The following is a 6,463-nucleotide window of genomic DNA, read 5'->3' as shown; positions in this document are numbered from 1 at the left end:
CGCTTAACTGAGCTACCAGCGATGATTGAGCTTTCCCGTGCAACGCTCAATAACATCAAACAGAACGTGGCTCTGGCGCTTGGTCTGAAAGGCGTGTTTCTTGTCACGAGTCTACTGGGTATTACTGGTCTTTGGGTAGCCGTATTAGCCGATAGCGGCGCGACGGCGATAGTGACCTTGAATGCATTAAGATTGCTTCGTCATAAGTCCTCGTTGGATTGACTTGATTAGAGTGATGAAAGCCGCTCACGGACTTAACCTCTCTGAGCGGTTTTTTTGTGAGCTAAAAAACTGAATTTGTGCAATATCAGAGCAAACTCGACAATAAAGTGTGATGCAAACCGATTTAATGTGAAATGTTGTGGTTGTTGCATTGGATAAGTGTGATCTGTATACGTTTATTGGCGGCGCTATCTTATAAGCTTAAACCCATACCCAAGAGACAAAAGGAGTCCCCCATGTCCCAAGCTGTTTTCCATCTCGGAGTAAATAAAGAAGATCTACAAGGCGCGACACTTGCCATTATTCCAGGTGACCCAGCTCGAGTTAAGAAGATCGCTGAGTTGATGGATGAGCCAGAGTTTTTGGCAAGCCAACGTGAATACACTGTGTACCGTGCAAAACTAGACGGCAAGCCTGTAGTGGTTTGTTCGACTGGTATCGGTGGTCCATCAACGTCCATCGCGGTAGAAGAGCTAGCACAACTTGGCGTGCGTACCTTCTTGCGCGTTGGTACCACAGGTGCGATTCAATCACATGTGAATGTGGGTGATATGATTGTGACTACGGGCTCTGTTCGCCTTGACGGTGCAAGCCTACACTTCGCGCCTATGGAGTTCCCAGCAGTTGCGGACTTCGATGTCGCAACGGCAATGAAACAAGCGGCGATTGAAGCAGGTTCAACCGTACACACGGGCGTGACAGCATCGAGCGATACGTTCTACCCAGGACAAGAGCGCTACGATACGTTCTCGGGTCGTGTGGTACGTCGCTTCCAAGGCTCTATGGAAGAGTGGCAACAAATGGGTGTGCTGAACTTTGAAATGGAATCCGCCACGCTGCTCACCATGTGTGCAAGCTCAGGTCTACGAGCGGGCTGTGTTGCGGGTGTGATCATCAACCGTACACAAAAAGAGACACCGGATCACGATACGTTGAAACAAGCAGAGACACGTTCTATTCGCGTGGTCGTAGAAGCGGCGCGCAAGCTACTCGCTTAACGATAACTCACGGTTAGAACGTTAACTTATACCAAAGCGTAGCAGGAGACTGTTGCGCTTTTTTGTTACTTGTTGATTGGTGAGATTCGCAGGGCACAGATATGAAAAAGCCTCTCAATCGAGAGGCTTTTGTCCATCCAGAAGACTTAAGAATTAAGCTTTACGCTGCTTCTCAAGTTCTGCTTTAGCTTTTGTGAAACGCTCTGGAAGGATTTGCGTAGCAAATACGTCTTCAACCGTTTCAGCGCGCTTGATTAGCTCAGCTTCACCGTCTTTAACTAGTACAGTTGCAGGACGTGGTAGAGAGTTGAACTGGCTCGCTTGAGATTCTGCGTAGTGACCTACATCCATGATAGCTAGAACGTCTTTTGGTTCTAGAGCTGGCATGCGTGCGCCGCTTTCCCAGATAGATGGGATACAGATAGGACCTGCGATTTCAGTTGTCTTCTCTTGAAGAGGCTGAGTCATCTTGTTCGCTGGAAGAACTGGGTTCTTAGACTCTTGAGACTCTACAAGTACTGCTAGGTAAGTTGACGCGTCAACCATTGTGTAGCTGTAGTCCATCTCTTGGTCATCTTTCACTACGTATACAGATGTTAGTAGTGTGCCGATGTTACCTGCGATGTAACGACCAGGCTCTAGCCATAGTTGTGGGATCTCGAAGCCTTCTTTGTTGAACTCTTCTAGCATGCCCGCACAAACGATTTTCGCGTAGTCTTCAATCGTGTTCGGGTTCATTAGGTTTTCAACGCTACGTGCTTCTGGCTCACGCTCACGTGGCCAACCGCCGCCTAGGTCGATTTGGAATGGTTGAACGCCACACTCACGAGAGATCTCGATTACGTTACGTGCGTATTCACGGTACAGTGCATCCCAACCTGCTGGATCTTTAGAGAAACGGCCTAGGTGAGTGTGGAAACCGTAGAATTCGAATGCATCGATTTCTTTAACGCGGTTAACGATCTTCTTCGCTTCTTCTTTAAGAAGACCGAATTTGATCCACTTCATTGCGCCTTTGAAGTCTGGGAATGGGTAGCAATCTGGTTCGAAGTCGTCGAAGAAATCTTCTGGGATAACTTTTAGACGTACTGCGATGCGTACTTTTTCTTTTGGCTTAACTTCAGCTGCGATGCGCTCGATGATTTCGATCTCTTCGAACGAGTCTAGGTGGATTGCGTAGCCGTACTCAATTGCTTTACGGATAGCAAGCTCAGGCTTAACGGTACCGTTTAGTGCGATTTTCTTAGGATCAGCGCCGCCGATGTAAGTTGCTTCAACTTCACCAGGACCGAAACAGTCACCACCTACGCCTTCTTCGTTACAAATAGCACGAACTGCGTAGTTAGTGTTTGATTTGATAGCGAACATAACGTTCACAGGCTTTGGCCAGTTTGAACCAAATGCATCTTTAACACGACGTAGGTTACCACGTAGCGTGTCTTCGCTTAGTACGAATAGCGGGCTACCGTACTGTTCGATTAGATCAGTTGCTTTGCAGCCACCGATGTATAGGTCATCACCTTTAGTGCTTAGTTTATCTGTTGGAGTAAGCAGGTTTTGTAGGCGCTCAGCGTAGTTTTGGTTCGCTTTGTGCTCAGCAAGAAGTTGCTTTTGCTCTTCAAGTACAGTGTTTAGGTTTTTAACACTTTCTTCTAGGCGATTTTGGATTGTCATCGTCGACCCTTACTTAATAGTAGTCAATGGTATATCTACTTTGTGATTCAGAAGCTTAAACTTCTCAATCACGTTGATTTGCTGAGGCCAGTATAGGGTATGGTCATGAAGCAGGGCACTTCACTCAGCGTCAAAAAAACTTACTCTAGCGTTACTATTACACTTTACAAATGCGCTATTAACATTCACGGGGTGAATGTGTGACTCTGTTTACGGCTCGTTAGATCAGCGTGAATCGCAAAATATAAATAGATAATTGCTGTGAATTTATCGCTGATCTCAACCTTGTTACTCAACTTTCTGTAGGTAACTTACCTAGTATAACGGTGTGTTACCTATGTCTCGACGCGTTACGTTTTGTCATTGGTTTGTCAAAATGACGGCCAAATTTGAGCAATTCTGTGATCGCGATCTGCTCCCATAGCTGCTGGTGATATGAATGCCCATGAATCATTCATGGTCAAACAGTTGTTACCGTAAATCGGTCAAAAAAACTGACACTGAGTGACGTTAATTCCGATAATACCTACGATAAATTCAACTCATCCTTTCACGAGGGTCCAACAAAATAATTCGCTTCTATTGCTCCACAATGACGAATTGTTTTTAGAGATAAGTGTTTATCGATAATAGAAAGAGGGCGAGTGGCTCTCTTCTTAAATAAAAGGTATCGCCCCTATGTACAATAAAGACTTCTTTATTCAGCAAGCTAAAAAGTTCGGTAAGAAGCAACGCATGGTTGTTGCAGCGGCGCACGATGATGCAACGCTAGATGCAGCAAACAACGCATTCCAAGAAGGCATGGCTGACGTGATTCTTGTTGGTGAGCGTGCGCTAATCAACGAAGCGGCTGCGAAAGCTAACGTTGATCTAGCGAACTTCGACATTATCGAAGCTGATGGTCTAGAAGCAATCGCGACTGCAGCGGTAACAGCAATTGCAGAAGGTAAAGGCGACCTACTAATGAAGGGTCTAATCGACACTTCAGTTCTACTAAAAGAAGTGCTTAAGAAAGAGCACGGTCTACGTACTGGTAACGTTCTTAGCCACGCAGGCGTTCTATTTAAAGAAGGCGGCGACAGCTTCCACGTTTTCACTGACGCAGCGATGAACATCATGCCAACGCTTGAGCAAAAAGCGGGCATCATCAAGAACGCAGTGAGCCTAGCGCACTCTGTAGGCATCGAAGAGCCTAAAGTGGCTAACCTATGTGCGAAAGAGAAGCCATACGACAAGATGCCAGCGACTATGGACGCGGCAGAGCTTCAAAAAATGAACCAAAACGGTGAAATCGAAGGTTGTATCGTTTCTGGTCCTATCTCTCTAGATATCGCGGTATCTCAGTACGCTGCAAACCTTAAAGGTTACGAGTCTCCAGTAGCGGGCAATGCCGATATCCTAATGGTTCCAAACATCGAAGTAGGCAACGTATTTGCTAAAGCACTTCAGTACATGGCTGGCTTCAGCATGGCGGGTGTTCTACTTGGTGCACGTATTCCTGTTGTTCTTGTTTCTCGTGCTGACGGCGAAGCTGAGAAGACAGTATCTATCGCGCTTGCATGTTCTGTAGCGGCTATGAGCCAACAGAAAGAAGCAGCAGACGCGTCTGCTTAATTATAACTAGCAATAACTTAAATTAGGTTTATAAGTGATGAAAATTCTAGCTATCAACCCAGGCTCTACGTCTACAAAAATCGGTCTTTTCGAAGGTACTACTGAACTGTTCGAGAAAACTCTACGTCACAGCGCTGAAGAGCTAGCGCCATTCGGTGCAGTTGTTGCAAACCAAAAAGAATTCCGTAAAGAAGCGATCCTAGCGGCTCTAGAAGAAGCGGGCGTTAAAGCTTCTGAGCTAAACGCTATCGCTTGTCGCGGTGGTGTTCTTAAGCCAATCGCTGGCGGTACTTACAAGGTTGACGATGCAGTAATCGCAGACCTTCTAGAAGCGCAAATCCAGCACCCAGCAAGCCTTGCAGGCATCATCGGTAAAGAAATCGCTGATGAGAACGGCATCGAAGCATTCTTCACTGACGCACCGGTAACTTACGAGCTATCTGAGCTAGCGTCTTTCTCTGGCCACAAAGCTATCAAGCGTAAAGGTCGTTTCCACGCTCTTAACCAAAAAGCTATCGCGCGTAAATTCGCTGAAGAGCAAGGTAAGAAGTACGAAGACGTGAACGTTATCGTTTGTCACATGGGTGGCGGTATCACTGTAGGTGCTCACATGGGCGGCCGTACTGTTGACGTAAACGATGCAGTTTCTGAAGGTCCATTCACTCCAGAGCGTTCTGGTGACCTACCAACTCGCGAACTAATCGACATCTGCTTCAGCGGCGAGTACACGCACGCTGAGATGAAAGCATTCATCCAAGGTAAAGGCGGCGCATTCAGCTACACAGGTAGCATCGACATGCGTGAAATCGAAGAGAAAGCAGAAGCTGGCGACGCTGAGTTCAAACTAGTGACTGACGCGATGGCTTACCAAGTTTCTAAGCAGATCGCTGCTATGGGCGCGGTATTCGGCGGTGAAAAAGTTGACGGCATCCTACTAACTGGTGGTATCGCTTACAGCAAGTACATCACAGCTGAAATCACTAAGCGCGTTGAGTTCATCGCACCTGTAACTAAGTTCCCAGGTGAAGTTGAGCTAGAAGCACTAGTACTAGGTACGCTACGTGTAGTGAACGGCGAAGAAGCTGCTCAAGTTTACGCGTAATTAACGCCGCATAATTGAATAAAGATTAGGAGCAGGCTTTGAGCCTGCTCTTTAAAAGTGGCCTCGCCACTGAATACTTTACAGAAGGTAATTATAATGTCATTCGATATCAACAACGCACAAGGCGTTTTCGAAACTGTAGAAGCTGCAATCGAAGCAACTCATAAAGCTCAAGTTGAGTTCTACGCTAACTCTACTAAAGAAGGCCGTGAAGCTATCCTTACTGCTATCCGTGGTGCAGTTCTAGCTAAAGCTGAAGACTTCGCGAAAATGGTTCGTGAAGAAACTAAACTAGGTCGTGTTGAAGACAAGATCGCTAAGCACCAGCTAACTGCTGCTAAGACTCCAGGTACTGAAGTTCTAGAAACTAAAGTATGGTCTGGCGACAACGGTATCTCTCTAGAAGAGCGTGCACCTTACGGTGTTATCGGTGCTGTTACTCCTGTAACTAACCCAACTGAAACTATCGTTAACAACGCTATCTCTATGCTAGCGTCTGGTAACGCGGTAACGTTCAACGTTCACCCATCTTCTAAAGTGGTTTCTGCGGTAATGATCGACATGATCAACAAAACTATCGTTGAAGCAGGCGGCCCAGCTAACCTAGTAACTATGGTTAAAGAGCCAACGCTAGAAACTCTTAACGAAATCGCTAAGTCTCCACTAGTTAACATGCTAGTGGGTACGGGTGGCCCTGGTCTAGTAAAAGCAATCCTACAATCTGGTAAGAAAGGTGTAGGCGCTGGCGCTGGTAACCCACCTGTAATCGTTGACGCTTCTGCTAACCTAGACCTAGCTGCGGCTGGCGTTTACGGCGGTGCATCTTTCGATAACAACCTACTATGTATCGGTG

6 protein-coding genes are annotated in these 6,463 nt (G+C 46.5%); 5 read left to right on the top strand and 1 reads right to left on the bottom strand.

Features of this window, described 5'->3' with window-relative positions:
• A partial coding sequence (locus TZ48_RS00995) for a hypothetical protein (RefSeq protein WP_162674432.1) occupies window positions 1-222 on the top strand: 222 nt, incomplete at its 5' end.
• A gap of 236 nt (window positions 223-458) precedes the next feature.
• Window positions 459-1,220, top strand: a complete 762-nt coding sequence (udp, locus tag TZ48_RS00990; RefSeq protein ID WP_112477919.1) for a uridine phosphorylase — start codon at window positions 459-461, stop codon at window positions 1,218-1,220.
• A gap of 153 nt (window positions 1,221-1,373) precedes the next feature.
• Here udp and TZ48_RS00985 read toward each other — a convergent pair whose 3' ends face one another.
• Window positions 1,374-2,894, bottom strand: coding sequence for a diaminopimelate decarboxylase family protein (locus tag TZ48_RS00985; protein WP_112477918.1), 1,521 nt, complete (start codon window positions 2,892-2,894; stop codon window positions 1,374-1,376).
• A gap of 678 nt (window positions 2,895-3,572) precedes the next feature.
• Here TZ48_RS00985 and TZ48_RS00980 point away from each other — a divergent pair.
• The 3 genes from TZ48_RS00980 to TZ48_RS00970 all read left to right on the top strand — a co-directional run.
• Window positions 3,573-4,508, top strand: a complete 936-nt coding sequence (locus TZ48_RS00980) for a bifunctional enoyl-CoA hydratase/phosphate acetyltransferase (RefSeq protein ID WP_112477917.1) — start codon at window positions 3,573-3,575, stop codon at window positions 4,506-4,508.
• Between the two features lie 37 nt (window positions 4,509-4,545).
• Window positions 4,546-5,610, top strand: a complete 1,065-nt coding sequence (gene buk / locus TZ48_RS00975; RefSeq protein ID WP_112477916.1) for a butyrate kinase — start codon at window positions 4,546-4,548, stop codon at window positions 5,608-5,610.
• Between the two features lie 96 nt (window positions 5,611-5,706).
• A partial coding sequence (locus tag TZ48_RS00970) for an aldehyde dehydrogenase family protein (RefSeq protein ID WP_162674430.1) occupies window positions 5,707-6,463 on the top strand: 757 nt, incomplete at its 3' end.

Source organism: Vibrio variabilis, assembly GCF_003263785.1.
Taxonomy (GTDB): Bacteria; Pseudomonadota; Gammaproteobacteria; order Enterobacterales; family Vibrionaceae; genus Vibrio; species Vibrio variabilis.
The sequence above is the reverse complement of the archived record's forward strand: the minus strand, read 5'-3'. Positions and strand labels throughout refer to the sequence as shown.